Consider the following 25131-nt stretch of genomic DNA (forward strand, 5'->3'; position numbering starts at 1 on the left):
CGGCGCCGGAAGTTTTGTCATGGCCATGCGTTCCCACTATTGCGGTCTTGTGACCGAAGCCCTGTTGGGCCAAACCGTTACTCTGTCGGGCTGGGTGAACCGCCGCCGTGACCATGGTGGCGTGATCTTCATCGACCTGCGCGACCGCGAAGGCTACGTGCAGGTCGTGTGCGACCCTGACCGCGCCGAGATGTTCAAGGTCGCCGAAGGCGTGCGCAACGAGTTCTGCGTGCAGGTCAAGGGTGTGGTGCGCGCACGCCCCGCAGGCACCACCAACGACAAGCTCAAAACCGGCCAGATCGAAGTGCTGTGCCATGAGCTGAACGTGCTCAACCCCTCCGTCACGCCTCCGTTCCAGATCGACGAGGAAAACCTGTCGGAAACCACGCGCCTCACGCACCGCGTGCTGGACCTGCGCCGCCCGTACATGCAGAACAACCTGATGCTGCGCTACAAGGTGGCAATGGAAGTGCGCAAGTTCCTCGATGCGAATGGCTTCATCGACATCGAAACCCCCATGCTCACCAAGAGCACGCCCGAAGGCGCGCGCGACTACCTCGTGCCCAGCCGCGTGCACGATGGCCATTTCTTCGCATTGCCCCAGTCGCCCCAGCTGTTCAAGCAGCTGCTGATGGTGGCGGGCTTCGACCGCTACTACCAGATCACCAAGTGCTTCCGCGACGAAGACTTGCGTGCTGACCGCCAGCCTGAATTCACCCAGATCGATATCGAGACATCGTTCATGGAAGAGCAGGACATCCGCGACATGTTCCAGGGCATGATCAAGACGGTGTTCCAGAACACGCTGGGCGTGGACCTGGGCGAGTTCCCCGTCATGACCTACCAGGACGCTGCGCGCCTGTATGGCTCCGACAAGCCCGACCTGCGCGTGAAGCTCGAATTCACCGAGCTGACCGACGTGATGAAGGACGTGGACTTCAAGGTGTTCTCGGGCGCCGCCAACATGAAGAATGGCCGCGTGGTCGGCCTGCGCGTGCCCGGTGGCTCGGTCGAAGGCGGCGGCATCAGCCGTGGAGAAATCGACGCCTACACTGAGTTCGTCAAGATCTACGGCGCCAAGGGCCTGGCCTACATCCGCGTCAATGAACTGGCCAAGGGCCGTGACGGTCTGCAGTCGCCCATCGTGAAGAACATCCACGACGCAGCCCTGCAAGCCGTGCTGGAGCGCACTGGCGCACAGGATGGCGACCTGATCTTCTTCGGTGCCGACAAGGAAAAGATCGTCAACGACGCGATCGGCGCGCTGCGTATCAAGATCGGCCACAGCGAGTTCGGCAAGAAGAACGGCCTGTTCGAGAACCGCTGGGCACCGCTGTGGGTGGTCGATTTCCCGATGTTCGAGTACGACGAGGAAAACCAGCGCTGGAACTCGGTGCACCACCCCTTCACCAGCCCCAAGGATGGTCACGAAGACTGGATGGTCACTGCGCCCGAGAAGTGCATCTCCAAGGGCTACGACATGGTGCTCAACGGCTGGGAAATGGGTGGCGGCTCCGTCCGTATCCACCGCGCCGATGTGCAGCAGAAGGTGTTTGACGCCCTCAACATCACGCCCGAAGAAGCCCAGCTCAAGTTCGGTTTCCTGCTGGATGCGCTGCAGTACGGCGCGCCTCCGCACGGCGGCCTGGCCTTTGGCCTGGACCGCATCGTGACGCTGATGACCGGTGCTGAGTCGATCCGCGACGTGATCGCCTTCCCCAAGACCCAGCGCGCCCAGTGTCTGCTCACACAGGCGCCCAGCCCTGTGGACGAAAAGCAGCTGCGCGAGCTGCACATCCGCCTGCGCAACCCCGACGCGGTCAAGACTGCGGCCTGATTCCGGACGCATCACGTCCTTCGCGCATGCAGCCATGCATCGCACACCAAGCGGCTCGGGCCTTGCGCCCTGGCCGCTTTTTTCATGCGCGGCGCATCGGGCACTGGCCGCCGTGCACGGACTGAAAGAGGTACTTCCATGCGTTTGTTGACACGCTCCCATTGGCTGCTTGCGGCCGCATGCATCGCCCTGGCCGGATGCGGCGAGAAGAAGACCGAACTGGGGCAGGGCGGCTCGGTGGTCACGGGCTCGGCCGGGCCCCAGGGCGCGCAGAACGCGGCCCGTGAGCTGGTGCGTTGCGATGCGCCCGTGGCCACGCTGGCGCTGGCCGAGAACCCCAATGGCTACATCATGGGCTCGGGCTACCAACTGCCCGCGTCGCCGGTGCCACTGGTCAAGCTGCTGGCCCAGCAGAGCGGGTGTTTCCGCGTGGTGGACCGGGCAGCGGGCCTGAAGGGCACTGTGCAGGAGCAGGAATTGAAGGACGCAGGCATCCTGCGCAAGAACAACTCCACCGTGGCCAAGGGCAAGGGGTACGAGGCGCAGTACACGCTCACACCCAGCCTCACGTTCAGCGAGCAGGATGCGGGCCGGGGCCTGGCCGGGGTGATTGCCATGATCCCGGTACTGCGCGACATCGCAGGCCTGGCCGGGCTGGTGGAGCAGGTCAAGTTCAAGGAAGCACAGACGGCCTTGCTGCTGTCCGACAACGAAACCACCGAACAGGTAGCAGCGGCCACAGGCTCAGCGCGCACCACCGACCTGGGGGTAGGCGGCCTGGTGTTCGGCAAGCTGGGCGGTGCGGCGGGCGCTGGCTGGAGCAATACCAACGAAGGCAAGGTCATTGCTGCGGCGTTTCTGGACGCGCACAACCAGCTGGTGGTGCAGGCGCGTGCGTTGCAGGCCAAAGAGCTGCCCCCGCCCGTGCCCACCACCACGGCAGCCCAGCGCCCCAAGGGGGGCTGAAGGCACAGGCCATGGCAGCCGCCGGGCCACCGCGGCCTTACAAGCTTCCAGAGTCGGTGCTGGTGGTGATCCACACCCCCGCGCTGGAGGTGCTGTTGATCCGCCGCACCGGGGGCGAGGGGCATTGGCAGTCGGTCACCGGTAGCCAGGATGCGCTGGACGAGCCTTTTGCCGAGACCGCACGCCGTGAAGTGGCCGAAGAAACCGGGATAGACACCCTGGCACCGGGTTGTCTGCTGACCGACTGGGCGCTGGAGAACGTGTACGACATCTGGCCCCAATGGCTGCACCGTTATGCCCCTGGCGTGGTGCGCAACCGCGAGCGTGTGTTTGGCCTGTGTGTGCCCGCAGGCACGCCCGTGGTGCTGAGCCCGCGTGAGCACGATGCCTATGAGTGGCTGCCTTGGCAGCAGGCCGCTGACCGGTGTTTTTCAGCGTCCAATGCCGAGGCGTGCCTGTTACTCCCCCGGTTTTTGCATCTCGGGTGAGTCGACTCCGAATGGCCCGGCGGCAACGGGGGCAAGGCCGGGCGGCGTCGCCTCAAGAGGCGTCTGGAGGCCGCAAGCGCAGGGCGGCAGCAGGATCGTCGGCATCGTCTGCGGGCGACGGGCCGAGGGCCGAGCTGTCGGGCGATGGCTGCGGAGTGCGCGTGGGTGTGTTGTCGCTGCTGCCCCGCACCCTCAGCGCCACTCCGCCGGGGTGGCGTTCACTGTCTTGCCCCAGGATGGCCCTCGCCGGGGTGCTGCCCATGCGTGCGCGCAGTGCGTCGATGCTCTCTTGCAGCGGTTGGGGGGCGGCCATGCGCGCGCCATGGCGTAGCAGCACTTGCTGTGCCATATCGAGCAGTTTGGAGTTGAGGGTGCGTTCGGCTTCGGCCAGCAGGTTTTGCACGGCACCGCCAGGGTCGCCGCCCAGGCTTTGCGCCATGGCGACTTCGGCCGTCTTGTTGACGCGCTGCAGGCAGTCTCGCACCAGTTGGCTGTAAGGCTCATGCAGGTTGCAGGCGTTGGCCATCAGCTCGGTCAAGCCGCGTGTGTTGGCATAGCGCATGCCCAGTGCCAGCACCCAGCTGTCGCCCTCGGGCAGCTCGATCGACGTGACGGCCAATACGGCCAGCAGGCTGCCCAGGTTGCAGGCAGCCTCAAAGTCGAAGGTGCTGGACGTGATCTCGCGGGCCATGCCACGCACCGATTCAACCGCTTGCGAAAACTGCCGCTGCTGGATGAGCTGCAGCGCCCGCGCCACCTCGGCAAAACGCCGGATGCGTGCGCTGCCGTAGTGGCGCTCCAGGATGCGCGCAAAGTCGGCCATGCAGCGCTCGATGCCCTTGCGGTCGTTCTCAGCGTAATACGCAAACGTCAGCAGCACCAGCGACTGGTAGTCGAACAGCTTGGAGTCAATGCCCAGCACTGTGGCGCGTGCCAGCACCTTGGTGGCGGTGGCGCGGTCGCCCATGTAGTACGACATCATCCCCAGCTTCTGCAGCCGCACCACCGAGTCGGGCGTGAGGGTGCTGGCCGTGCGGTAGGTCTCGATGGCCTGCGAAAAATTGCCCATCTCCACCTGCGCGCGGCCCAGCACGTCGTAGGCGTCGGCGAACGACGCGTCTTCGCCAATCAGCTCCTGCAAGGTGGTGATGGCGCGCGCGGCCTGGCCTGATTCGATCTGTGCGCGGGCCACGCCCAGCTTGGCCCAGGGCAGGGCCCGTGCCGCGATGACGGCCTCGAACAGGGTGCGCGCCTCGTCGTGGCGGCCCAGGCGCAGCAGCAGCTCCGACCCGATGCGGGCGGCGTACAGCCAATAGGGCTTGCGGGCCTCGAAACGCTCCACGCACAGCGCTGCAGCCTGCTCGAAGTCCTCGGCCTCGATGGCATCGAAAATGGGCTTGAGGTGGATCTTGCGCAGGCGCGCAAGGCTCAGGCGCTCGAACAGCGCACTGGGCGTGAAGGGCTTGAGTAGGTAGCCGTCCAGGGCCGACTCGGCGGCCTCGGCCACTGCGGCGTAAGACGCCTCGGCCGTGACCATGAAGAACACCGTGGAAAACGGCAGCAGCTGTGCGCGCCGCAGGTCGTCCAGCAGGGTCTGGCCCGAGTAGTTGGATTCGCCAAAAAACTGGTCGCACAGCACGTAGTCGAACACCGTGTGCTCCAGCCGGGCGCGCGCGTCCTGCACACGGGAGCATTGCACGATGCGGGTCACGCCGTACTCGCGCAGCTGCCCCACCAGAATGCTGCGCGATGTGGCATTGCTGTCCACGATCAGCGCCTGGGTCTGTGGGGCGGGATTGGGGCCGCTCTCGGTAGCCATGGGGGTCGGGCCGTCCCTGCGTGCTCAAAATGTTGGAGTCTCCAGTGTAAAGCGCTGCCGCACCCTCCCCGCGTCGGGCAAACCCCTTGCTACCACGGCTTGCGACACAATCTCCAGTCCTAGGAGCGGCAATTGACCGCTTGCCGTTTTCAAGGGCGCCTCATGGATACTGACTCTCGCTGCTTCGTTGACGTTCGCTTGTCGAGTGGGCACGCTACGCATTCGCCAGCACCGCGCTGGGCGCGCCATGCGGCGTTGCTCCTCCTTGCGGGCATGAGCCCGCCGCGTCCTCGCGCCTTGCCTGGCGCACCCATCGCGGCGCTGGCGAGCGCGTGCAATTACCCCTCCTAGGACCATGCAACACGACGACATCCTGCGCGTAGCCACCTACAACATCCACAAGGGTGTGCAAGGCATCGGGCCCGCGCGGCGGCTGGAGATTCACAACCTGGGCCTGGCGGTGGAGCAGCTCGACGCCGACATCGTCTGCCTGCAGGAGGTGCGCAAGCTGCACCGGCGCGAGGCGGCCTACTTTCAGCGCTGGCCTGATCTGCCGCAGGCCGAGTTCCTGGCGCCCGAAGGCTACGAGGCGGTGTACCGCACCAATGCGGTCACCAAACACGGCGAACATGGCAACGCGTTGCTCACCCGCTGGCCGGTGATCGGGCACCAGCATGAAGACATCTCGGACCACCGTTTCGAGCAGCGCGGGCTGCTGCATGTGGAGGTGGATGTGCAGGGCCGCAACGTGCACGTGATCGTGGTGCACCTGGGCCTGATCCCTGGCAGCCGCATCCGCCAGGTCGAGCGCCTGCAGGGCTTCATCGAGCGCGAGGTGCCCCCCGGTACGCCGCTGGTGGTGGCCGGTGACTTCAACGACTGGGGGCAGCAGCTCAAGCGCATGCTGGCAGGCTTTGGCCTGTATGAATGGGATGCGCCCCGCACCTTCACCTACCCCGCACGCCTGCCCCTGGCGCAGTTGGACCATGTGTATGCGCGCGGGCTCACGCCGCTGTCGCTACAGGTGCCGCGTGGCCGTATTTGGTGGCGCATGTCGGACCATCTGCCCCTGATCGCGGAGTTCCGGCTGTGAGGCGTTGCCGTGGTGTGCGCGGTGGCGGGGTGACGGGATGAGGCGCAAGTCCTTTGCGCAGGCCCCGGGCACCTGGCCCGCCGACGACCACCAGGTCCGGCTGCTGCAAGGCGCCGAGGAGTTCTTTCCGGCGCTCACCGAGGCCATGGATGCTGCGATGGCGGACATCCAGTTCGAGACCTATATCTTTGACTTCACCGGCGCCGGAGCCACCGTGGCCCAGGCGCTGATGCGCGCTGCAGCGCGCGGCGTGCGCACCCATCTGGTGGTCGATGGCGTGGGCACGGGCGCGTTGCCCAAGGCCTGGGCCGATCAGTTTCAGGCCGCCGGGGTGCAGTGCAGCGTGTATTCGCCGCTGGGGCCGCTGGGGCTGCTGCTGCCACACCGCTGGCGGCGCCTGCACCGCAAGCTGTGTGTGGTGGATGGGCGGGTGCTGTTTTGTGGCGGCATCAATGTGCTGGACGACTTTCACGACCCTAACCACGGCGCGCTGGAGGCCCCCCGTTTTGACTTTGCCGTGCGGGCCACGGGCAGCCTGGTGGCATCGGCCAGCGACACCATGGACCAGCTCTGGTGGCGCATGCAGGCCGTGCGCGACGCACGCCAGCGCCGCTTGCCGGAGGCCCTGCAGGCCTTGCGCGCGGCCAGCGCGGCACGGCACGCGGAGCAGGGCGGCAACCCCGGCGCAGGCCCGCCTGTGCGCGCCACCCTGGTGCTGCGCGACAACGTGCGCAACCGCAGCCGCATCGAGAAGGCCTACCGCCGCGCCATCGGCGCAGCACGGCACGAGGTCATCATTGCCAATGCCTACTTCATGCCCGGCGGCAAGCTGCGCCGCGCGCTGGTGATGGCCGCGCGCCGGGGCGTGCGGGTGCGCCTGCTGCTGCAGGGACGGTACGAATACTTCATGCAGTACCACGCGGCCCGTCCCGTGTACGGCGCGCTGCTGGAGGCCGGGGTCGAGATCTACGAGTACGCCCCCAGCTTTCTGCACGCCAAGGTGGCCGTCATCGATGCGCAGGGCGACCGCCCCTGGGCCACGGTTGGCTCGTCCAACCTCGACCCGCTCTCGCTGCTGCTGGCGCGCGAGGCCAACGTGGTGGTGGAAGACGCCGCCTTCGCCATCGACTTGCGCCAGCGCCTGGTGCACGCCATGCAGCACGCGGGCCGCCGCATGGATCCTGCGCGCTATGCCGGCCGCCCGCTACGCCAGCGGGTGCTGGACCGCGTGGCGTTTGGTCTCATGCGCCTGGCGCTGTGGGTGACGGGCAAGCGGTATTGAGGGCGCCTTTGTCGAGATTGCTACTTTATTGATAGCTTCTCAGGCATATTCCACTAGCGCTTGCTGCCTAAAACCCTTGTAATCGATCAAACTGTGTTCGCTGGTACGATGCCAGCCATGTCCAGCCAACCTGCCGCCGATATGACGCACATCCCACCGGACGAAGGCACGCCCGTTTCCGTCAAGATCCGAGAACGCCTTGCCGCTGCGCGCAAGCGCTTTCACGCCAACGACAACATTGCCGAATTCATCGAGCCCGGCGAGCTGGAAAAGCTGCTCGACGAGGTCGAGGTCAAGATGCAGGGCGTGCTCGACAGCCTGGTCATCAACACCGAAGGCGACCACAACACCAACAACACCGCGCGCCGCGTGGCCAAGATGTACCTCAACGAGGTGTTCCGTGGCCGCTACGTAGCGCAGCCGCCCATCACCGAATTCCCGAACGCTGAGCACCTCAACGAGCTGATGATCGTGGGCCCGCTCACCGTACGCAGCGCCTGCAGCCACCACTTCTGCCCCGTCATCGGCAAGATCTGGATCGGCGTGATGCCCAACGAGCACACCAACGTGATTGGCCTGTCCAAGTACGCGCGCCTGGTGGACTGGATCATGGGCCGCCCCCAGATCCAGGAAGAAGCCGTGGTCCAACTGGCCGACCTGATCATGGAAAAGACCCAGCCCGACGGTCTGGCCATCGTCATGGAAGCCAGCCACTTCTGCATGTCCTGGCGCGGCGTGCGCGACAACGACAGCCGCATGATCAACTCGGTCATGCGTGGCGTGTTCCTCAAGGACAGCGCTTTGCGCCGTGAATTTTTGTCTCTCATCCCTGGAAAGAACTGACCATGCTGGTACGCCTGCTTTACGCCAGTCGCGCGGTCGATACCTCGCCCGCCGCCATTGAAGCCATCCTGACGCAGTCGCGCCAGCACAACCCCGGCAGCGGCATCACCGGCGTGCTGTGCTACGGCGGCGGCGTGTTTTTGCAAGCCATCGAGGGCGGGCGCTCTGCGGTGAGCGAGCTGTACGGCCACATCCAGAAGGACACGCGCCACAAGAACGTGGAGCTGCTGCACTACGAAGAAATCGCCGAGCGCCGCTTTGGCGGCTGGACCATGGGGCAGGTCAACCTGTCCAAGATCAACCACTCCATCCTGCTCAAATACTCTGAAAAGCCCGAACTGGACCCGTATGCGGTGTCGGGCAAGGTGTCGTTTGCGCTGCTTGAAGAGTTGATGGCCACGGCCTCCATCATCGGCCGAGCCTGAAAAGCGGGGCGCTTTGCTACTGCGCCAGCCGATTCAGGGCCTGCTGTGCTCGCCGTACGAGAGTACGGCTGCGCGCATCGACCCAGACTAGGCTGGCTCGCTACGCAAATCGCCCCACTTTTCTTCGCAGCCAGCAATCACGTTTCGCAGCCGCAGCCGCCCAGAAGGCGCTGCGGCTTTTCTGTTCAGGCCGTTCTTTTCCCCGCCCGTGACCTTCACCGCCTTCGCCCTCATCATCCTCGCCGGCCTCATCCACGCGTGCTGGAACATCGTGGCCAAGAAGGCCGGGGGGGATTCTCGGTTTGCGTTCTTCACCTCGGTGATCATGATGGTCGTCTGGGCGCCGCTGGGCTGGTACCTGGGGCGCGACGCGGTGCCGCGGTGGGGCGTGGTGGAATGGGGCTTTGTGGCCGCCAGCGGGCTGCTGCATGTGGCGTACTTCGTCATCCTGCTGCGCGGCTACCGTGTGGCGGACCTCACCGTGGTCTACCCGCTGGCGCGCGGCTCGGGGCCGCTCTTGTCGTCGCTGGTGGCCATCACGCTGCTGGGTGAGCAGATCTCGGCGCTGGGTGCCTTGGGCATCGTGGGCGTGGTGGGGGGGGTGTTCCTGATCGCGGGTGGCCCGGGCCTGCTGCGCGCCGCGCACGACCCTGCCGCACGGGCGCGGGTGCACAAGGGCATGGCCTACGGGGTGCTCACGGGGGCCTTCATTGCCAGCTACACGGTGGTCGACGGCTATGCGGTCAAGTTTCTGCTGATGTCGCCCATCCTGGTGGACTACATGGGCAACTTTGTGCGTGTGGGCCTGCTGGCGCCAGTGGTGCTGCGCGACCTGCCCACGGCCCGCACGCTGTGGCTGGCGCAGTGGCGTTTTGCCCTGGCCGTGGCGGTGGTGAGCCCGGTGGCCTATGTGCTGGTGCTTTATGCCATGCAGCAGGCGCCCCTATCGCACGTGGCCCCGGCGCGCGAGGTGTCCATGCTGTTTGCAGCGCTGATCGGTGGGCACCTGCTGGGCGAGGGTGACCGCGTGGCGCGCATTTTTGGCGCGCTGTGTATTGCTGCAGGCGTCACGGCGCTGGCCTTGGGATGACGGCCGCCGCACCACAAACCCTGCTGCTGGGCTGCGACTTCTCCAGCAGCCCCACGCGGCGCAAACCCATCGTGCTGGCGCTGGGCCAGCGCCAGGGCGCGCGCGTGTCGCTCACCGCGCTGCAGCCCTTCGACACCCTGGCCGCGTTCGGCCAATGGCTGTCTCAGCCAGGTGACTGGGTGGGTGGTTTTGACCTGCCCTTTGGTCTGCCGCGCGAGCTGGTGCAGGCGCTGGGCTGGCCCACCGACTGGCATGCCTGCATGCAGCACTACCGCAGTCTGAGCCGCGAGCAGATCCGTGCCCAGTTTGCGGCGTTCTGCGACGCCCGCCCGGTAGGTGGCAAGTTTGCGCACCGCGCCACCGACGGGCCCGCGGGCTCCAGCCCGTCCATGAAATGGGTGAACCCGCCGGTGGCCTACATGCTGCACGCGGGCTTGCCGCTGCTGCTGGACGCCGGTGTGCACCTGCCAGGCTTGCACGCAGGCGACCCCCGCCGCGTGGCGCTGGAGGCCTACCCCGGCCTGCTCGCGCGTGAGGTGCTGCAGCGGCGCAGCTACAAAAGCGACGACCGAGCCAAGCAGACCCCCGACCGCCTCATCGCCCGCAAAGACCTGGTGAATGCGCTGGAGCTGGGCCAGACCCGCCTGGGCCTGCGCCTCAAGCTCAGCCACGCCCAGCGCGATGCGCTGGTGCAGGACGCCAGCGGCGACAGCCTGGACGCCGTGCTGTGCCTGCTGCAGGCCGCCTGGGCCCAGCAGCGCCATGCCGAGGGCGACGCGCTTTACGGCCTGCCGCCGGGGCTCGATCCACTCGAAGGCTGGATCGTCACGGCGGACAAGCCCTGACCGACGATCCCGCCCCTTTTCCAGGCATCGGCCCGCCGCAGGCTGCGTAGCATGGGCGGTACACGTAGTACTTTGTTTGCCATGTCTTTTGTCCCCCGCCGCTTGCTGGTCCTGGCTCTGCTGGCCCCGCTGCTGCTGCAGGCCGCCCCCGCCCTCTGGTACTACTGGCGCAGCCTGGTCGATGGCCAGCGCGTGTGCGCGCAAACCTCGCCCGGCCCGGGCTGGGAGCGCGACAGCGCCCCCCACGAAGGCCCCGGCTGCCAGCCGCGCCGCAAGGTACTGGTTGTGCCCATGCGATGACGGGCCGCACGGTGGGTGGTGGGCAGTCGGCTGTTATAAAAAACATAGCTATCAGCGCTTATTGCATAAGCGCTTGCGGGCAAAAGAGCTTGCAATGCTGTGTGTACATTCGATAATGGCACGCATGACTGAATTGATTCTGATCCGCCACGGCGAGACCGACTGGAACCGCGAACTGCGCTTCCAGGGCCACGTGGACGTGCCCCTCAACGCCACTGGCCACGAACAGGCCCGCCGCCTGGCCGAGCGCCTGGCTGCAGAGCGCCCCGTGGTGCACCACCTCATCTGCAGCGACCTCATCCGCACCCAGCAGACCGCCACGCCCAGCCTGCAGGTGCTGTTCCCCCAGGCCCGCATAGACACCCTCACCGACAGCGCCCTGCGCGAGCAAAACTTTGGCGTGGTGGACGGCAAGCGCGTGGACGACGTCAAGCAGGAACACGCCGATGCCTGGAACCAATGGCTGCGCTTTGAAGCCGACTACGGCATGCCCGGCGGCGAAACCACCCGCCAGTTCCACACCCGCGTGATGGACGCCGTCTACCGCATCGCCCAGCAGCACAGCGGCCAGACCGTGATGGTGGTCACCCACGGCGGCGTGCTCGACATGATCTGGCGCACTGCACGCGGCACGGGGCTGGATGGCCCGCGCCAGAGCGACATCCCCAACGCAGGGCTCAACCGCGTGCGGGTTAGCGGCGAAGCGGTGGAGGTGCTGGACTGGGCCGACGTGCGGCACCTGGCGGATTTGCCAGAGCAGCCGGTGTACGACCAGACGAAGTTGGTGGTGCGGTGAGGAGGCCCGTGGTCTTTACCCGCCTGCATAGATGACACCCGGGCGTGTACCGTCCAGGTCATCGGTATTGGGGTCCTGCACAGGCTCCACACCAAACATACGCCCTAGTGTCACAAAGCGGTAGGTACCGCGTCGATCGGTGTAAACGGCGACTCCCTGCGGCGTCAGCGCGATGGGATACCAGTCTCCGGCAACACTCTCATCGGTTTGCTGGCTGATCAGTTTACCGTCCGCTCCGTACAGCCTCAGTTCGCCTGTGGCTGCGAGTTGGCGGCTGCCCTGCTTGGAGGAGAAAGCGCGCACCGAGTGCAGGACAAACTGCCCCCCCGGCGCCAGCGTGAGAGCAGGCTCGGGGTCGCTGCCGGGAACGCCCTCAATCCGTACGATGCTGCGTTGTGTACGGTGCAGTAGCGCAAAAGCCGCACCGTGGGCATTTTGAGAAGCTGTGTATCCAATCAGCGCGGTGTTGGCAGATGTTGCGAGCGGGGTGGCAAATGTCACCGTGGCGCCGCCCGCGTAACGGCTGAGCTCTGCACGCAGCTCAGAAGTCAGGTCGATTTCAGCCAACTGGGGCTTGAGCCGCCCGTCGGAGCCACGTGTAATGCGTGGCGGCGTTCCATTGAGTACATCAAAGCTGCCCAGATCCTGTCGGCTCTGCAAAGTCCATGCAGGCACTGAAAATTTGAGGAGACTGTAAGGCATGCGTCCGCTTGTGTCGTCACGCTGCAACTGGGCAGATGCAACGATGAACGCCATTCCTTCATCCTGAGGCAGGGCATCGGTCAACGAGGCCGGTCTGGCCAAACAGCTGTCAGGTCGCACGCCTGCTGCCGGCAGCTTGGCCACGGCGGGAGGGCTGCCGCTGCGGTCTGACAGTTGAAAACTTGCTACCTTGGCCTGTTTCGAAAGATCCAGGTGGTCAACGGTGCCGTTGCAATACACCACATACAGATGCTGCGAGTTCTCTCTCCCGCTAGAGGCCGTGGGAGCACGTACTTGCGACGCGGTGTTTGCATTCTCTGGGGAACACGCCGCCAGAAGCAAAGACAAGGCCAGTACGCCGGACGCAGCTAGCAGACCGCGTGGGCGGGTCGCAATGGAATCAGAGGTTGTCAGCACGTTCAGAAGTCCGATTGGGCAAGCACGTTCTCTACATAGTTTGGATCACCGACCGTGCCTCTGGCGGCTACTGGCACTCGCTCCCATTCGGCAAACCCCCGCTGGCCGCTGGAATCCACCGTTACGAAAAGAGCGCCGTTATCGAGTCGTACCCTGTACTCATGCAAGCCATTGGCATATCCGTTGAAGCCGCGAAGTGTGTCCAACTCAAGTTGCTCTGGCGTGTAGTCAGGTAATTCCACAGGCAAGGCGGGCAGCCCTTGTGCGGTACGAGCGCGGTTCCATGCAGTCACCAGATTACGAAAACGCTCTCCGCTACGTACGTTGCGAGGGTAGGCGCGGGCAATGCGTTCCTTTTCCAAGTACAGCGCCCATCCGCCGCGCACATTCTCTTTCCAGCTCCAAGTTTGATCGGCAGTAGGTGCAGGGCGTGTCAGTTGGCACAAGCCAACGCCGCCAAGACCATCGCTGCTGTACTTCGGCCAGTTACCCGGCGTCCGGAACTGTTGGAGCGAGCTTTCCTGGCGCATTTTTTTCCGAAACACGGCGCGGTTGGCCCCAATGCTGTTGGCAAAGGCGCGTATGGCTGTGCCAGTGGGATTGGTTCCAGCAATCGTCCATGTCGCCTGAGCGCGCTGCTCTGTCCCTCCAGCTCGCAAAATGACTTGCACCGTCAACACGCCGCCCCGTATTTCGGTGAAGGGTATTCGCCAACTGGCGTTGGCACTTACCTGCGGAGCGATGCGGCTGTGCTGCGTGCTTCTTCCGCCGCCAAAGGTGGCATTGGTGGCTGGTGAACTACCGTCAAAAGCCAACGTGGCCGACCATTCGTATATGGGGGCTGCACCCGAGGGCATAGGCTGGTTTTGTAGCGCCGCCGTCACCACTATGGCGGGCATCTCAGCCTCGGCGGTGATAGAGAAGCGTGGGCCTGTGGGCTGACTGGAAATAACGAGAGGCATGTTGGGTACCGGCTGGGTGTCTCACTCGCTCTCTACGACGCAGCATGTGGATGCGTCGATTGGCACAGCACACAGGTCGGCATGAAGTTAAACGGCCCGCAATTGTCATTTCCAGATTCTCTGGAAACAGGGATTGATCAGCCTGTTGGCTGTATCTGGGTGTGAAAGTCGTTACGCGAATCCAAGTCTGGTTGCGTTTGCTGTGGAGCGCGTTGGGAAGCGGCTTTGGGACTCAACCCGGCAATCTCAGCGCTGCGTTCACCACTTCCACCTGCCGCGCCAGTCTCACCGACTCCGGCTGCGCATTCACCAACGGCTGCAACACGTTCTGCACCGCCGCCCACTGCCCATTGCGCTGCAGTGCATCCAGCCAGATCTGGTGAAACAGATCCCGCTGCGCATGGCTGCCGCCAATCTCCACCAGCCGGGGCAGGGCCACGCCCAGTTTCTCCACCGCCGTCGCCCAGTCGCCCTGCGCATGCGCCAGCAGGCCGTGGGCGGCGGGCACGCACACCTGTTGCCACACGGTGCGCTCCTGCGCCTCGGTGCGGGTGGCGGCGTGGGCGGTGATGTTGTTTTGCAGAGTGCGCGCGGCCTCCATGCGCCCGGCGCGGGCCAGGCCGTAGAGGTATTGCAGGTCCAGGAAGGGCAGCACATGGTCGGCAAGGCGTTGCGCGAGGTGGTTGGCCACGTCGGTCCAGCGGTCGCCCACGTCCACACCCGCCAGCTCCAGCCGGGCGAGCAGGGACACGGCGTTGATCTGGTCCTGGGTGTATTCCTTGACCACGCCCCAGACCTGGCTGTCGTAGAGCGCCAGCACTTCGGCATGCCGGTCCTGCTCCAGCAAAAACAGCGCCTGATGCCACCAGTTGTGCGTGACCATGAAGGAGTTCAGGCCCGTCCAGGTGTCGCCCACGCTGGCCATGAAGTCGGTACCTTCGCGGATGCGGCCCTGGGTCAGCATGATGTGGGCCAGCGCGTGGTGGGCCCAGGGCTCTTTGCGGCACAGGGTGATGGCGTGGCGTGCGGCGCTTTCGGCCTCTTGCAGGCGGTGGCATTGCTCCCAGCCAAAGGCGAGCATGCCGTGCAGGTAGGGCACCTCGGCCGCTGCGGGCAGGGCCTGCAGCGCCAGGCGCAGCATGCCCGGCGAGTCGCCGCGGTTGAACAAATGGTATTGGCCGAGCTTGAGGGAGGCGAGGTCGCGCGGGTGCATGCGGGCTTGCTCCTCGTGCAGCGCAATGGCGCGGGGTAGGTCGCCATCCACCCAGGCGGCGACGGCGGCCACAAAGCGTTGTTCACGCTCGGTAGCCTCTGCGGCGCGGGCCAGGGCCTGGTCAACGAAGGGGCGGGCGTTGCGCGGAGCGTCGGCCGACTCGGCAAACATGTGCAGCGCGGCGCAGCTGGCCTGAACGATGGGGCTGGTGTCGGCCGCCGCGTTCAGCACGTTCACCGCGCGGGCCTCGCAGGCGATGAAGCCTTCTACAAAGTCATTCAGCGCTGTCGCGCTGGTGGCGTCGTGCAGCGTGATGGGGTTGCCCAGGCTGTCGGTCATGCGGGTGTGCGTGGAGGATGGCATGGGGCATTGTTGGGTCGCTGGGCTCAGCCGCCGTTGATCAAGGTCAGGTAGGCGTTGCGGGTTTCGGCCGAGACGGAAGCGACGAGCTGTTCGTGCGGTGTCTGGTGCCGCGCCAACATGCGGGCGCTGGCCACGGTTTTGGACTTGCAGTACCAGTGGCAGGTGTGCTGCATCAGAAACAGCTCGGCCGTCATCATGTAGGCGCGGTCTTTGGGCAACAGGTGGCTGGTGTCCTGCACCACATGGGCAATGCCGCGCGCGTGGATGGCGAGCGCACGACGCACGTCAAAGGTCATGGCGGGCAGCAGCTTGTCGGCAAACGGGATCGGCACGGAGAGCCGACTGACACGGGCGTGGGCTTCGTCCACCTTGGCAAAGTCGGCGGCAAAGCGGCTGAACTGCTCGCTCAGTTGCGACTCGGTGGTACTCAGCAGGCTCCAGATCTGGCTGCGGCGCTCGTCGGTGCTTTCACCCAGGGCGCGCAGGTAGCCGTCGGTCAGCGCCTCCATCAGCTTTTCGATCTGGTAGTTGGCCAGGTGTTTGCCCAGCAGCGCAATGCGCTTGCGCTGCTCTTTGGCGTTGAGCATGAAGGTGCCGGTGGCGATGAGGATCGCCAGGATGATGATGTCCATGCGGTGGTGGGATGGTGGTTTGTGAGGTGGGGGCTCCAGCGGTGGTGCCAGCGTCAGAGCATATTCCCCCAAGGGTACCAACAACAACGCACGACAGATGCAGGGTTATGCCGCAGGCGGCTGGGGCCATGCCCGCTGGGGTTCGCGGATCAGCTCGAACGCGTGCGCCACCTGCAGCACGCCCAGGTCGTCAAAACGTGCGCCCGCAATCTGCAGGCCGATGGGCAAACCAGCGCGGGTGTAGCCGCAGTTGACCGAGGCCGCAGGTTGCTCGGACATGTTGAACGGCACGGTAAAGCCGATGTGTTCCAGCGGGCGCAGCGGGTCGTTGGTGGGCGAGGGCAGCTCGGCCTGGAAGGCGACGTTGGGCGCCACTGGCGAGATCACATAGTCGAACGCGCTACAGGCCTTGACGGCGGCCACGCGCGTCAGGTGGAACTGGTGGCTGGCGGTGAAGACCTCGGTGCCGCTCATGCCGGCGGCACTGTCGGCCCAGGTGCGGATGTACGGCAGCACCTTGTCGCGCCGCGCCGCAGGCAGGGCCTGCAGGTCGATGTGCGAGCGCATGCGCCAGAAGTGGTCCATGCCGTCGAGCATGGCCTGGGTCATGAAGGGCACCATGGGCACGATGGTGGCGCCAGCGGCTTCCATGAGTTTTGCTGCGCGCTCCACGGCGGCCTTCACCTCGGGCTCCACCGGCAGGCCGCAGCCTGCATCCAGCAGCAGGCCGATGCGCAGGCCGCGCAGGCGCTCGGCGCCCTTGTTGAACTGGCTCCAGGCGATGTCCTGGTAGGGCAGGCTCATGCTGTCGCGCGCGTCGGGCTGGCTCAGCACCTGCATCATCAGCGCGGCGTCGGCCACGGTGCGGGTCATGGGGCCGGCGGCGCGGCCGGTGTAGGGCGGGTCAATCGGGATGCGGCCCAGGCTGGGCTTGAGGCTGAAGATGCCGCACCAGCTGGCAGGCAGGCGCAGCGAGCCACCAATGTCGGTGCCGATGTGCAGCGGGCCATAGCCCGCAGCGGCCGCCGCGCCGCCGCCAGCGCTGGAGCCGCCCGGGCCCTTGCTCACGTCCCAGGGGTTGCGCGACAGCGGGTGAAAGGTGGACAGGCCGGATGACAACATGCCGTAGTCGGGCATGGTGGTCTTGGCGACGATGACGGCACCTGCCTCGCGCATGCGGGCGGCAGGGGGTGCGTCGGCGGCAGCGGGCACCAACTCGACGGCGGCCGTGCCCAGCGGGGTGGGGTCGCCTTCGGTGGAGATATTTTCCTTGATGGTGCTGGGCACGCCGTCGAGCAGTCCCTTGGGCTCGCCGCGCAGCCAGCGGGCCTCGGAGGCACGGGCCTGGGCCAGGGCGGCCTCGGGGCGCAGCAGGTAGGTGGCTTTGATGTGGGGCTCCCACCGTTCAATGTGGGCCAGCACGGACTGCGTGACCTCGACCGGTGACAGCTTGCGCTGGCGGTAGGCGGCAATCAGGTCGTGGGCGGGCAGGTCGTGCAGTTCGGTCATGGCGGGGTGGGTGGTCGTCGTAGCGATGTTTATCAATAAAAAAGGCTGCAAGCGCTAGTGGATCAAGCGCTGGCAGCTATTGTTTTAGGAGTCTTGGCTCCTGCACGCGCCGCGTTGCGGCGCGTGGCTGTCAGGACCAGGACAGCGCGGAGATGTCGTTCACGAACACGGGCATGTCTTTCCACAGGCCCTTGAGGTTCTTGTTGGCCACCGTGATCCACTGGTTGGAGTACAGGAAGGCGTGTACCGCATCGTTGGCCAGCAGGCGCTGCGCATCGCCCAGCAGCTTGGCGCGGTCGGCGGGGCGGGCGGCGTTCTTGATCTGGGTGAACAGGTCGTTGAACTTGGGCGAGTTGTAGGCCCAGTAGTAGTCGGGCTTGGCAAAGTTGCCCAGGTCAAAGGGCTCCACGTGGCTGATGATGGTCAGGTCGTAGTTCTTGCTGCCGTAGGTGCCGCTGAGCCACTGCGCCCATTCCACGTTCTGGATCTTGGCGATGATGCCGACCTTGGCCAGCTGGGCAGCCACCACCTCGCCGCCCTGGCGGGCGTAAGGCGTGGGGGGCAGCGTCATGGTCAGCTCCAGCGGTGTCTTGATGCCGGCCTCGGCCAGCAGCTTCTTGGCCTTTTCAGGGTCGTAGGGGTTCACGCCCGTGGTGTCCACGTAGCCAAACGCGCCGGGCACGTAGTGGCTGCCGATGGGTGCGCCGTAGCCGTCGCCCGCGCCTTCGATCACGGCCTTGCGGTCAATGGCTGCGGCAATGGCGCGGCGCACGCGCACGTCGTCCAGCGGCTTCTTGCCGTTGTTGATGGCCACGATGGTTTTGGCGCGCGAGCCGCTGACCACCACCTGGAACTTGGGGTTGGCCTTGAACTGCGCCACGCTGCGCGGCGTGACGCGGGGGAATGCGTCCACGTCGCCCGCCAGCAGGGCAGCCACCTGGGCTGCAGGGTCGGAGATGAAGCGGAAGGTCGCGCGCTTGATCTTGATGGCCTTGGCGTCGCGGTAGCCGTCCCAGGCGGTCAGCACGACCGACGAGCCCTTGTTCCAGGCTTGCAGCTGGTAGGGGCCGGTGCCCACGGGCTTGTTGGCGTTGGTGTCGGCACTCTTGGGCTCCACGATGATTGAGGTGGCCTGGCCCAGCACGAACAGCAGGTCGGGGTCGATCTCCTTGTTGAGCAGCACCACCGTGTAGTCATCCACCACCTGGGTGGTGATGCCGGCAAAGGTGCGCTTGTCCTTGTTGGTGCTCTTCTCGCCGCCCGCGCGGTCGTACGAGAACTTGACGGCCGCAGCAGTGAAGGGCTCGCCATTCTGGAACTTCACGCCACGGCGCAGCTTGAAGGTGTAGGTCTTGAGGTCGGGCGAGACCTCCCAGCTTTCGGCCAGCAGGGGCGACACGCTGCCGTCGGGGTTGATCTTGGTGAGCGTCTCGAAGATGTTGTACTGAACGATTTCGGCGATGGCAGAGGCCGCACCGGCGGTGGGGTCCAGGCCTGGGGGCTCCAGCGTCATCGCCAGCGTCACCGCATCTTTGCGGCCTTGCGCCAGGGCGCCAAGCGAGGTGGTCAAGGGCACAGCGGCGATGGCGCCAGTGGCAAGGACGGTACGGCGGTTCAGCATGTTCGGACTCTCCAGACAAAAAACCAGACAACAACCATAAAGACCCCCGGTGCAATTTGTTACCGGGGAGGAAAGAAGCTTTTTACACCATCACACCTGCATGTGGTTATGCGGTTTTTGCCGTTGCCGCAGTCGCTGCAGCGGCGGCAGCTGCACGGCGTGCCCGTGCCCGGCCGGGCAGCACCTGCGGCACGGCACCCACCAGCGACTGTGTGTAAGGGTGCTGCGCGTTGCGGAACAGCTCGCCAGGCGAGCCACGCTCCACGATGCGCCCCTGGTACAGCACCACCACCTCGTCACAAAGGTGGTTGACCACCGCGAGGTCATGGCTGATGAGCATGTAGGTGATGCCGAACTGCTGCTGCAGGTCCTGCATCAGGTTCAGCACCTGGGCCTGTACCGACACGTCGAGTGCGCTCACAGGCTCGTCGGCCACGATGAGGCGAGGCCGGGTGATGAGGGCGCGTGCAATGGCGATGCGCTGGCGCTGGCCGCCAGAGAATTCGTGAGGGTACTTGCCCAGGTCGTTGGTGCGCAGGCCCACCTGGGCCAGCACCTTGGCGGCCTGCTCGCGCTGCTCGGCGCGTGTGGTCTGGCCTTGCGCCTGCAGTGGTTCGGTCACGATGCGCTCCACGGTCTGGCGCGGGTCCAGCGATCCGTACGGGTCCTGGAACACCATCTGAAAGTCGCGCCGCGCCTGGCGCAACTGCTCGGCTGGCAACTGGTGCAGGTTGCGGCCCAGCAGCTCCACCGTGCCGGAGGTGGGTGCATCGAGCGCCATCACCAGCCGTGCCAGGGTGGACTTGCCCGAGCCCGATTCGCCGACGATGCCGAGGCTGCGGCCAGAGGCAATCGAGAAGTTCACGCCGTTGAGCGCATGCACCTTGCCCGGCGGGCGAAACAGATGCTCGCGGGGCAGTGTGTATTCGCGCACCAGGTTGGTCACCTGGAGCAGCGGCGCGGTGGTTGGCGCGCCGGTGGTGTGGGGTGCCTGGGTCATGCTGCCACCTCGATGGTGTTCACCACGCTCGCACTCTGCGCCTCGGCAATGGCTTCGCGCCGCAGGCAGCGCACCAGGTGGTCGCCATCGGCATCGGTGGCCACCAGCGTGGCCTCGGGCTGCTTGTGGTGGCAGTCATCCACCGTGTAGCTGCAGCGCCCTGCAAACGGGCAGCCAGCGGGCAGGTCCACCAGCTCGGGCACCGTGCCCGGAATGGTGGACAGGCGCGGGCGTTGCCCGGGCGCATGCACGGCACCCAGGTGGGGCCGGGCGGCGAACAGCCCGCGTGTGTAAGGGTGGGCCATGGCCGAGAAGACCGAGGCAGTGGAGCCGCTTTCGACCACGCTGCCGCCGTACATCACCATCATGCGGTCCACGTTCTGCGAGATCACGCCCAGGTCGTGCGAGATGAGGATCAGCGCCATGTTGCGCTCCGCCACCAGGTCGCTGATGAGATCCAGGATCTGCTGCTGGATGGTCACGTCGAGCGCCGTGGTGGGCTCGTCGGCGATCAGCAGGTCGGGCCCGCAGGCCAGCGCCATCGCAATGGTGATGCGCTGGCGCTGCCCGCCCGAGAACTGGTGCGGGTAGGCGTCAAAGCGCTGTGCGGCGTTGGGGATGCCCACGCGGTCCAGCAAGGCAATCGCTTCGGTGCGTGCGGCTGCTGCGTTCATGCCCCGGTGCAGGCGCAGCGGCTCCGCCACCTGGCGGCCAATGGTGTGCACGGGGTTCAGGGCCGTCATGGGCTCTTGGAACACCATGCCAATGCGGTTGCCGCGCATCTTGCACATCTGTGCATCGGTGCGGCCCACCAGCTCTTGCCCATCAAAGCGGATGCTGCCGGTGACCTGTGCGCTCTCGGGCAGCAGGCCCATGAGCGACATGGCGGTGATGGACTTGCCGCAGCCGGACTCACCGATCAGGCCCAGGGTTTCACCGCGCGCCAGCGAAAAGCTCACGCCGCGCACGGCATCGGCGGGGCCCCGGTGCGTCTGCAGGCGGATGCGGAGGTTGGAGACTTCTAACAGAGACATCGTGGAATGCAGGTGGTCTTCGGTGCGGAGCTGTCAGCGTTTGCGGGAGAGGCGGGGGTCGAGCAAATCGCGCAGCCCGTCGCCCAGCAGGTTCAGCCCCAGCACCGCCAGCGCAATCGCCATGCCGGGCCACACCGCCAGCAGCGGGGCCTGGAACATCAACGTCTGTGCCTCGCTCAGCATGCGGCCCCAGGAGGGCTGGGGCGGCTGGGTGCCCAGGCCCAGGTACGACAGGGCGGCCTCGGCCAGGATAGCCAGCGCGAACTGAATGGTGGTTTGCACGATGAGCACCGACAGGGTGTTGGGCAGCACATGCTCCAGCGTGATACGCCAGGTCCCTTTGCCACAAGCCCGCGCGGCCAGGATGTATTCACGCGCCCACACGGCGTTGGCCGAGGCACGGGTGACGCGCGCAAACGTCGGGATATAGAAGATGCCGATGGCGATGATGGAGTTGACGATGCCTGCGCCAAACACCGCCGTCATCATGATGGCCAGCAGCAGCGCGGGGAAGGCAAACGTGAAGTCCGCCAGCCGCATGATGAGTTCTTCCACCCAGCCGCGCTTGGCCGCAGCCAGTAGGCCCAGCGCCGTGCCGATGGTGAGGCCGATGCCCACTGCGATCACGCCCACCAAGATGGAGTTGCGAGCGCCCACCATCAACAGCGAGACCACGTCGCGCCCGAAGGCGTCCGTGCCCAGCCAGTGTGTGCTGGACGGCCCTGCCAGCTTGTTGGCAAGGTCCATTTCGTAGGGCGACCAGGGTGTCCAGACCAGCGACAGTGCAGCAGCCAGCACCAGAAGCAGTGACAGCACGGCACCGATGACAAAGCTGCGGTGGCGCAGCGCGCGGTGCAGCCAGCTCGGGGCGGAGGTAGCTGCGGGGGATGGGGAGGAAATGGCGGCGCTCATGGGGATCAGATATCGGAAGCCTTCACGCGGGGATCGATCACCGCATACAGCACGTCCACGACGAAGTTCACGATGATGACCATAGCGGCGAGCAGCATCACGCAGTTGCGCACGACGATCAGATCGCGGTTGGAAATCGACTGGAAAATCAAACGGCCCAAGCCGGGAAGGTAGAACACGTTTTCCACCACGATGGTGCCCGCCAGCAGTGAGGCAAATTGCAGCCCCATCACCGTGACCACCGGAATCATGGCGTTGCGCAGCACATGGCCCCACAGCGCGGCGCGCTGCGTGAGACCCTTGGCGCGGGCGGTGCGTACAAAGTCTTCACGCAGCACCTCCAGCACGGCCGAGCGGGTGATGCGCGCCAGGATGGCCGCCTGCACCACAGCCAGCGCAATGGCAGGCAGCAGCAGGGCCTTGAGGGCTTCGAGCGGGCTGCCACCCGCGTCTTCCGTCCAGCCCGGAAAGCCGCCGGCCGAGAACCACTGCAGCTTCACCGAGAACAGCAGGATCAGCAGGATGGCGAACCAGAAGTTGGGGATGGCAATGCCGATCTGCGCCAGGCCCATCACGCCCACGTCACCCAGCTTGTTGTGGCGCGCCGCGGCGTACACACCGGCGGCCAATGCCAGCACCGTGGTGATCACCATGGCCATCAGGGCCAACGGCACGGTAAGCGCCAGGCGCTCCAGCACCAAGTCGAGCACGGGCGAGCTGTAGGCGTAGCTGTCGCCCATGTTGCCCACCACCAGGCCGCTCACCCATTGCCAGTAGCGCAGGCTGGCGGGCTGGTCCAGACCCAGCTTGGTGGCCAGAGCCGCCACCGCATCGGGAGAGGCATCGGGACCCATCAGAATCTGCGCGGCATTGCCCGGCAGGATTTCCAGCACCAGGAACACGACGATGGAGGCGCCAATCAACGTGGCCAGGAGGGTGACAAACCGCTTGAGAAAAAACAGGCCCATGGGTGGGGTGCGTTGGCAGGTGGGTCAGACGCAGGGGCGTCAAAATTAATGTGTATACACAGCATAACGGTAAAAACGTCCCCGTCAGCGGTGGTGGGTTGCAGTGTGGCACGCAAGGCACATGCCACCGGCGCGGGATAATACGGAGCATGAACTGCGCCGCTCGCTCCGTTGCCCCTGTTTTTGGCCCTGTGCACTGGGAGGCTGTATGGCGCTGATGATCACGGACGAGTGCATCAACTGCGATGTGTGCGAGCCCGAGTGCCCCAACCAGGCGATCTACCTGGGGCAGGAGATCTACGAAATCGACCCGAATAAGTGCACAGAATGTGTAGGGCATTTCGACGAGCCCCAGTGTGTGCAGGTCTGCCCTGTGGCCTGCATTCCCGTGAACCCGCAGCACGTGGAAAGCCGCGAAACCCTGTGGCAGAAGTTCCAGCGGCTGCAGGCGTCCACGCCGACGTAATTTGAGCCAAACCGACCGCTTGCGCTAGTAGGTCATGCCTTGGGCGCTATTGAATAGATAGCGATATCCACAGCACAACGGCTGCACGGGCTGGTGGCCCCTCAGTCCTCCACAGGCCGAGGGGGCTTGGGGCGGGGCGGTTTGGTGGTGTGGATGAGCAGCGTGGCTTTTTCCATGTCCCCCGCCAACAGAGCGGGGTAGGCCTTGAGCGAGTGGGCGATGCTGTCCTCGATCAGCGTGCGCTGGTCTGGCGACGGTTTCTTGAGCACCCAGTTGGCGACTTCGCTTTTGACGCCCGGATGGCCGATGCCGATGCGCAGGCGCCAGTAGTCGGGCGAGCCCAGCTGTCCGTGGATGTCACGCAGGCCGTTGTGCCCGGCATGGCTGCCGCCGCGCTTGAGCTTGACCTGGCCCGGTGCGATGTCCAGTTCGTCGTGCACCACCAGGATTTCCTCGGGCAGGATCTTGAAAAAGCGCGCCAGCGAGGCCACCGACTTGCCCGAGAGGTTCATGAAGGTCTGCGGTTCCAGCAGCCACACGTTCTGGCCGTGCACCGTGGTGCGTGCCACCAGGCCGTGGTAACTGCGCTCGGGCACCAGCGTGGTCTTGAGTTCGCGCGCCAGGGCATCAATCCACCAGAAGCCGGCGTTGTGCCGCGTGTCCTCGTAGTCTGGCCCGGGGTTTCCCAGGCCTACAAACAGCTTGATCATGTGCGGGATTATCGGTGGCTGGGGGTGGAGAAAGGCCGTCAGCATTGCTGCCGCTGCCTGAGGATGCAGTCGGCGAGAGAGAGGTGCGGCGTGCAAAGTGCGCCACACCAATGAAAACGGCCCACGCAAGGTGGGCCGTTTCGTGGTCAACACCGCAAAGCGGGTTGACCGGGTGAAGTGATCGAGGTCGTTGACCGGCGAATTACTTCTTGCCCTTGCCCTTGCCCTTGGCATCGGCAGCAGGAGCGGCTTCAGCAGGGGTCTCGACGACCACGACTGGAGGCACCACGGACACCAGCACGGGGTTGTTGTTCTGGCCACCGCGGACCTTGGCCACCACGCCCTTGGGCAGCTTGATGTCCTTCAGGTGCAGGGAAGCACCCTTTTCCAGCTTGGACAGGTCCACAGCGATGAATTCGGGCAGGTCCGAAGGCATGCAGGTCACGTCCAGTTCGTTCACGATCGGGTTGACCATGCACTTGTCCACCTTGACGGCGTTGGACTCTTCTGCACCGCTGTAGTGCAGTGGCACCTTCAGGTGCAGCTTGGTCTTGTCGTCCACGCGCTGGAAGTCGATGTGCAACACCAGTTGCTTGTAGGGGTGGTATTGCACGTCACGCAGCACAACCTTGGACGTGGCGCCAGCCACTTCCATGTCCAGCACGCTGGAGTGGAACGCTTCCTTCTTGAGGGCGTGCCACAGTGCGTTGTGGTCCACCTCGATCAGTTGTGGTTCGGTAGCACCACCGTACACGATGCCAGGCGTCTTGCCCGAATTACGCAGACGGCGGCTCGCACCCGTACCCTGCTTGGCGCGCTCAAAAGCGACGAAGTTCAT

At 65.4% G+C, this 25131-nt stretch carries 25 protein-coding genes; 12 read left to right on the forward strand and 13 right to left on the reverse strand.

What is annotated here, in order from left to right:
• Positions 1 to 19: 19 nt before the first annotated feature.
• From aspS to nudB, 3 genes are all read left to right on the forward strand, one after another.
• Positions 20 to 1837 (forward strand): aspartate--tRNA ligase, encoded by a 1818-nt coding sequence (aspS, locus tag AC07X4_RS01990; protein ID WP_056060406.1) that lies wholly within the window; start codon positions 20 to 22, stop codon positions 1835 to 1837.
• Positions 1838 to 1975: 138 nt separating this feature from the next.
• A complete protein-coding gene (locus tag AC07X4_RS01995) occupies positions 1976 to 2803 on the forward strand; it encodes a CsgG/HfaB family protein (protein ID WP_056060409.1) in 828 nt (275 codons plus the stop codon).
• 11 nt (positions 2804 to 2814) lie between these two features.
• Positions 2815 to 3291, forward strand: coding sequence for a dihydroneopterin triphosphate diphosphatase (gene nudB / locus AC07X4_RS02000; RefSeq protein WP_494739049.1), 477 nt, complete (start codon positions 2815 to 2817; stop codon positions 3289 to 3291).
• 52 nt (positions 3292 to 3343) lie between these two features.
• Here nudB and AC07X4_RS02005 read toward each other — a convergent pair whose 3' ends face one another.
• Positions 3344 to 5110, reverse strand: coding sequence for a response regulator (locus AC07X4_RS02005; RefSeq protein WP_056060415.1), 1767 nt, complete (start codon positions 5108 to 5110; stop codon positions 3344 to 3346).
• Positions 5111 to 5465: 355 nt separating this feature from the next.
• Between AC07X4_RS02005 and AC07X4_RS02010 the strand changes: the two genes are divergently transcribed.
• The 8 genes from AC07X4_RS02010 to AC07X4_RS02045 all read left to right on the forward strand — a co-directional run bounded on the left by AC07X4_RS02010 (position 5466) and on the right by AC07X4_RS02045 (position 11784).
• Positions 5466 to 6203 (forward strand): endonuclease/exonuclease/phosphatase family protein, encoded by a 738-nt coding sequence (locus AC07X4_RS02010; RefSeq protein WP_099731073.1) that lies wholly within the window; start codon positions 5466 to 5468, stop codon positions 6201 to 6203.
• A 37-nt stretch (positions 6204 to 6240) separates the two neighbouring features.
• Positions 6241 to 7485, forward strand: coding sequence for a cardiolipin synthase ClsB (gene clsB, locus AC07X4_RS02015; protein WP_494739050.1), 1245 nt, complete (start codon positions 6241 to 6243; stop codon positions 7483 to 7485).
• Between the two features lie 117 nt (positions 7486 to 7602).
• The gene (folE, locus tag AC07X4_RS02020; protein WP_494739051.1) at positions 7603 to 8328 is read left to right on the forward strand and encodes a GTP cyclohydrolase I; all 726 of its coding nucleotides are present in this window, start codon (positions 7603 to 7605) and stop codon (positions 8326 to 8328) included.
• Positions 8329 to 8330: 2 nt separating this feature from the next.
• Positions 8331 to 8753: a BLUF domain-containing protein gene (locus tag AC07X4_RS02025; protein ID WP_056060427.1), complete on the forward strand. Its 423-nt coding sequence runs from the start codon at positions 8331 to 8333 to the stop codon at positions 8751 to 8753.
• A 208-nt stretch (positions 8754 to 8961) separates the two neighbouring features.
• Positions 8962 to 9843, forward strand: a complete 882-nt coding sequence (locus AC07X4_RS02030) for an EamA family transporter (RefSeq protein ID WP_494739052.1) — start codon at positions 8962 to 8964, stop codon at positions 9841 to 9843.
• Complete coding sequence (locus AC07X4_RS02035; protein WP_494739053.1) at positions 9840 to 10688, forward strand: DUF429 domain-containing protein; 849 nt, start codon at positions 9840 to 9842, stop codon at positions 10686 to 10688. Before AC07X4_RS02030 ends, AC07X4_RS02035 begins: the two co-directional genes overlap by 4 nt.
• Positions 10689 to 10769: 81 nt before the next feature.
• The gene (locus AC07X4_RS02040) at positions 10770 to 10988 is read left to right on the forward strand and encodes a hypothetical protein (protein ID WP_494739054.1); all 219 of its coding nucleotides are present in this window, start codon (positions 10770 to 10772) and stop codon (positions 10986 to 10988) included.
• Between the two features lie 124 nt (positions 10989 to 11112).
• Positions 11113 to 11784, forward strand: a complete 672-nt coding sequence (locus AC07X4_RS02045) for a histidine phosphatase family protein (protein WP_436075696.1) — start codon at positions 11113 to 11115, stop codon at positions 11782 to 11784.
• Between the two features lie 15 nt (positions 11785 to 11799).
• On the opposite strand, the gene AC07X4_RS02050 is transcribed toward AC07X4_RS02045, so the two are convergent.
• The 10 genes from AC07X4_RS02050 to AC07X4_RS02095 all read right to left on the reverse strand — a co-directional run bounded on the left by AC07X4_RS02050 (position 11800) and on the right by AC07X4_RS02095 (position 23117).
• Entirely contained in the window at positions 11800 to 12540 is a 741-nt protein-coding gene (locus AC07X4_RS02050; protein ID WP_494739055.1) for a hypothetical protein, read from the reverse strand.
• A 365-nt stretch (positions 12541 to 12905) separates the two neighbouring features.
• Positions 12906 to 13802 (reverse strand): hypothetical protein, encoded by an 897-nt coding sequence (locus AC07X4_RS02055; RefSeq protein WP_260666438.1) that lies wholly within the window; start codon positions 13800 to 13802, stop codon positions 12906 to 12908.
• Positions 13803 to 14097: 295 nt separating this feature from the next.
• On the reverse strand, positions 14098 to 15441 hold the full coding sequence (locus tag AC07X4_RS02060) for a tetratricopeptide repeat protein (RefSeq protein WP_494739056.1): 1344 nt from the start codon (positions 15439 to 15441) through the stop codon (positions 14098 to 14100).
• A gap of 23 nt (positions 15442 to 15464) precedes the next feature.
• Positions 15465 to 16073, reverse strand: coding sequence for a hypothetical protein (locus AC07X4_RS02065; protein WP_494739057.1), 609 nt, complete (start codon positions 16071 to 16073; stop codon positions 15465 to 15467).
• A 105-nt stretch (positions 16074 to 16178) separates the two neighbouring features.
• Positions 16179 to 17582 (reverse strand): amidase, encoded by a 1404-nt coding sequence (locus AC07X4_RS02070; protein ID WP_444825306.1) that lies wholly within the window; start codon positions 17580 to 17582, stop codon positions 16179 to 16181.
• A gap of 130 nt (positions 17583 to 17712) precedes the next feature.
• Complete coding sequence (locus tag AC07X4_RS02075; protein WP_056060456.1) at positions 17713 to 19203, reverse strand: ABC transporter substrate-binding protein; 1491 nt, start codon at positions 19201 to 19203, stop codon at positions 17713 to 17715.
• A 106-nt stretch (positions 19204 to 19309) separates the two neighbouring features.
• A complete protein-coding gene (locus AC07X4_RS02080; RefSeq protein ID WP_494739058.1) occupies positions 19310 to 20203 on the reverse strand; it encodes an ATP-binding cassette domain-containing protein in 894 nt (297 codons plus the stop codon).
• On the reverse strand, positions 20200 to 21237 hold the full coding sequence (locus tag AC07X4_RS02085) for an ABC transporter ATP-binding protein (RefSeq protein WP_494739059.1): 1038 nt from the start codon (positions 21235 to 21237) through the stop codon (positions 20200 to 20202). The genes AC07X4_RS02080 and AC07X4_RS02085 overlap by 4 nt, the downstream gene beginning before the upstream one ends.
• Before the next feature lie 33 nt (positions 21238 to 21270).
• Positions 21271 to 22149: an ABC transporter permease gene (locus tag AC07X4_RS02090; RefSeq protein WP_494739060.1), complete on the reverse strand. Its 879-nt coding sequence runs from the start codon at positions 22147 to 22149 to the stop codon at positions 21271 to 21273.
• A 5-nt stretch (positions 22150 to 22154) separates the two neighbouring features.
• Positions 22155 to 23117 (reverse strand): ABC transporter permease, encoded by a 963-nt coding sequence (locus tag AC07X4_RS02095; protein WP_440597443.1) that lies wholly within the window; start codon positions 23115 to 23117, stop codon positions 22155 to 22157.
• Between the two features lie 208 nt (positions 23118 to 23325).
• Between AC07X4_RS02095 and AC07X4_RS02100 the strand changes: the two genes are divergently transcribed.
• Positions 23326 to 23583, forward strand: a complete 258-nt coding sequence (locus tag AC07X4_RS02100; protein WP_056060470.1) for a YfhL family 4Fe-4S dicluster ferredoxin — start codon at positions 23326 to 23328, stop codon at positions 23581 to 23583.
• A gap of 101 nt (positions 23584 to 23684) precedes the next feature.
• On the opposite strand, the gene pth is transcribed toward AC07X4_RS02100, so the two are convergent.
• Both pth and AC07X4_RS02110 read right to left on the reverse strand, forming a co-directional pair.
• Positions 23685 to 24293, reverse strand: coding sequence for an aminoacyl-tRNA hydrolase (pth, locus tag AC07X4_RS02105; RefSeq protein ID WP_056747313.1), 609 nt, complete (start codon positions 24291 to 24293; stop codon positions 23685 to 23687).
• Positions 24294 to 24495: 202 nt separating this feature from the next.
• Positions 24496 to 25131, reverse strand: a complete 636-nt coding sequence (locus AC07X4_RS02110) for a 50S ribosomal protein L25/general stress protein Ctc (RefSeq protein ID WP_056060476.1) — start codon at positions 25129 to 25131, stop codon at positions 24496 to 24498.

Source organism: Acidovorax sp. GW460-11-11-14-LB4 (genome assembly GCF_059423685.1).

Coding starts and splice junctions, on each gene's coding strand:
- aspS (WP_056060406.1), top strand. CDS start 20: ATGGCCATGCGTTCCCACTATTGCGGTCTTGTGACCGAAGCCCTGTTG.
- AC07X4_RS01995 (WP_056060409.1), top strand. CDS start 1,976: ATGCGTTTGTTGACACGCTCCCATTGGCTGCTTGCGGCCGCATGCATC.
- nudB (WP_494739049.1), top strand. CDS start 2,815: ATGGCAGCCGCCGGGCCACCGCGGCCTTACAAGCTTCCAGAGTCGGTG.
- AC07X4_RS02005 (WP_056060415.1), bottom strand. CDS start 5,110: ATGGCTACCGAGAGCGGCCCCAATCCCGCCCCACAGACCCAGGCGCTG.
- AC07X4_RS02010 (WP_099731073.1), top strand. CDS start 5,466: ATGCAACACGACGACATCCTGCGCGTAGCCACCTACAACATCCACAAG.
- clsB (WP_494739050.1), top strand. CDS start 6,241: ATGAGGCGCAAGTCCTTTGCGCAGGCCCCGGGCACCTGGCCCGCCGAC.
- folE (WP_494739051.1), top strand. CDS start 7,603: ATGTCCAGCCAACCTGCCGCCGATATGACGCACATCCCACCGGACGAA.
- AC07X4_RS02025 (WP_056060427.1), top strand. CDS start 8,331: ATGCTGGTACGCCTGCTTTACGCCAGTCGCGCGGTCGATACCTCGCCC.
- AC07X4_RS02035 (WP_494739053.1), top strand. CDS start 9,840: ATGACGGCCGCCGCACCACAAACCCTGCTGCTGGGCTGCGACTTCTCC.
- AC07X4_RS02040 (WP_494739054.1), top strand. CDS start 10,770: ATGTCTTTTGTCCCCCGCCGCTTGCTGGTCCTGGCTCTGCTGGCCCCG.
- AC07X4_RS02045 (WP_436075696.1), top strand. CDS start 11,113: ATGACTGAATTGATTCTGATCCGCCACGGCGAGACCGACTGGAACCGC.
- AC07X4_RS02050 (WP_494739055.1), bottom strand. CDS start 12,540: ATGGCGTTCATCGTTGCATCTGCCCAGTTGCAGCGTGACGACACAAGC.
- AC07X4_RS02055 (WP_260666438.1), bottom strand. CDS start 13,802: ATGCCCGCCATAGTGGTGACGGCGGCGCTACAAAACCAGCCTATGCCC.
- AC07X4_RS02060 (WP_494739056.1), bottom strand. CDS start 15,441: ATGCCATCCTCCACGCACACCCGCATGACCGACAGCCTGGGCAACCCC.
- AC07X4_RS02065 (WP_494739057.1), bottom strand. CDS start 16,073: ATGGACATCATCATCCTGGCGATCCTCATCGCCACCGGCACCTTCATG.
- AC07X4_RS02070 (WP_444825306.1), bottom strand. CDS start 17,582: ATGACCGAACTGCACGACCTGCCCGCCCACGACCTGATTGCCGCCTAC.
- AC07X4_RS02075 (WP_056060456.1), bottom strand. CDS start 19,203: ATGCTGAACCGCCGTACCGTCCTTGCCACTGGCGCCATCGCCGCTGTG.
- AC07X4_RS02080 (WP_494739058.1), bottom strand. CDS start 20,203: ATGACCCAGGCACCCCACACCACCGGCGCGCCAACCACCGCGCCGCTG.
- AC07X4_RS02085 (WP_494739059.1), bottom strand. CDS start 21,237: ATGTCTCTGTTAGAAGTCTCCAACCTCCGCATCCGCCTGCAGACGCAC.
- AC07X4_RS02090 (WP_494739060.1), bottom strand. CDS start 22,149: ATGAGCGCCGCCATTTCCTCCCCATCCCCCGCAGCTACCTCCGCCCCG.
- AC07X4_RS02095 (WP_440597443.1), bottom strand. CDS start 23,117: ATGGGCCTGTTTTTTCTCAAGCGGTTTGTCACCCTCCTGGCCACGTTG.
- AC07X4_RS02100 (WP_056060470.1), top strand. CDS start 23,326: ATGGCGCTGATGATCACGGACGAGTGCATCAACTGCGATGTGTGCGAG.
- pth (WP_056747313.1), bottom strand. CDS start 24,293: ATGATCAAGCTGTTTGTAGGCCTGGGAAACCCCGGGCCAGACTACGAG.
- AC07X4_RS02110 (WP_056060476.1), bottom strand. CDS start 25,131: ATGAACTTCGTCGCTTTTGAGCGCGCCAAGCAGGGTACGGGTGCGAGC.